The sequence below is a fragment of the Hymenobacter amundsenii genome (assembly GCF_002204745.1).
Lineage (GTDB): Bacteria > Bacteroidota > Bacteroidia > Cytophagales > Hymenobacteraceae > Hymenobacter > Hymenobacter amundsenii.
On the sequence record NZ_NIRR01000091.1, the window covers coordinates 1 to 1,302 of the forward strand.

2 protein-coding genes are annotated in these 1,302 nt (G+C 63.4%); both read right to left on the bottom strand.

From position 1 onward, the window contains the following. Positions 1-29 precede the first annotated feature (29 nt). Positions 30-455 (bottom strand): response regulator, encoded by a 426-nt coding sequence (locus CDA63_RS20020; RefSeq protein WP_088466219.1) that lies wholly within the window; start codon positions 453-455, stop codon positions 30-32. Positions 456-459: 4 nt separating this feature from the next. Beyond that, a partial coding sequence (locus tag CDA63_RS20025; RefSeq protein WP_133074296.1) for a sensor histidine kinase occupies positions 460-1,302 on the bottom strand: 843 nt, incomplete at its 5' end.

The following is a 1,302-nucleotide window of genomic DNA, read 5'->3' on the forward strand; positions in this document are numbered from 1 at the left end:
CTCGTTTGTGTTTGACTTGTAGCCGCTGTCTAATTCACGGTGGCGGTGTGGCCGAAGTGCTCTTGCAGCACCTGGTTGATTTTGTCGCGGGTGAGAGGCTTGGTAAGGTAGCCTTGGATGGGCAACCCCTGCATCTGCTCCAGGTCGTTGGGGTTGAGGGAGGTGGTGAGCATGATGATGACCACCGTGGGGTTTTCCCGTTCGGGCCGTTGGGCGTAGACCCGCAAAAACTCGAAGCCGTTCATCAGCGGCATGTTGATATCGAGCAGGATAAGGGCCGGGCAGGCGGACGAGGTGGACAGCTCGCAGTGGGCGTGCAGCAGGTCGAGGGCTTGCTGGCCGTTGACAGCCACCAGCACTTCGTCGCTGATGGCCATGCGCCGGAGCAGTTTCGAGTTCAGGTAATTGGTGGTGTTGTCGTCGTCGACGAGCAGGGCACAGGAAATAGCGGCCATGGACTTATTGGGGAACGAATTCGGGAAAGGGAGCCCCGCCGGGGTTGGCGTGGGGCAGGAAAACGAAGAAGGTGGTGCCGGCCCCGAGCTGGCTGTGCACCTCGATGCGCCCGCCGGCGTTTTCGACCATGCGCTTGACCATGTACAGGCCGATGCCGGTGCCCTCGACGTGGTCGTGAAAGCGCCGGAACATGCCGAAGAGCTGGGGCAGCTGGTGGGCAGCGAGGCCGAGGCCGTTGTCGTGCACTTCGAGCACGGTGTGGCCCGGCCGCACGTGGGCCCGCAGGTCGACGCGGGGCGGGCGGTCAGGCGAGTGGTACTTGACGGCGTTGGAAAGCAGGTTGTAGACGATGCTGCGCAGGTTCTTTTCGGAAAACTCGATGGCCGGCAAGGCCGGCACGTCCACCACCAGATTGGCCCCCGTGGCGCGCAGGAGCGTCTCCAAGTCCCGGCGCACGTCCTCGATGACGGCCGCTAGGTTGACCGGGGCGGTGGCGAGGGCATGCTCTTGCTGCAGCTTCGACACCTCGGTGAGGTGGTCGATGGTGCGCTTGAAGCGTTCCACGGCATCGAACATCCGGGTCAGCGTGGGGCCTATTTCCGGGTCTTGGGCAACTTCAGGGGGCAGCTCTTCCTGCAGCAGGTAGAGCAGGCCTTCGATGTTGGAGATGGGGGCTTTGAGGTCGTGCGAGGCGGTGTAAATGAAGTTGTCCAGGTCCACGTTGGTGCGCGTGAGCTGCTGGTTGGACGCGGCCAGTTCAGCGGCCAAGGTCCGCGCCTGCTGGCCGCTTTCTTCCACCACGCGCCGGGCCTGCACCTGGTCGGTCACTTCGTGGGCAAAGACGAG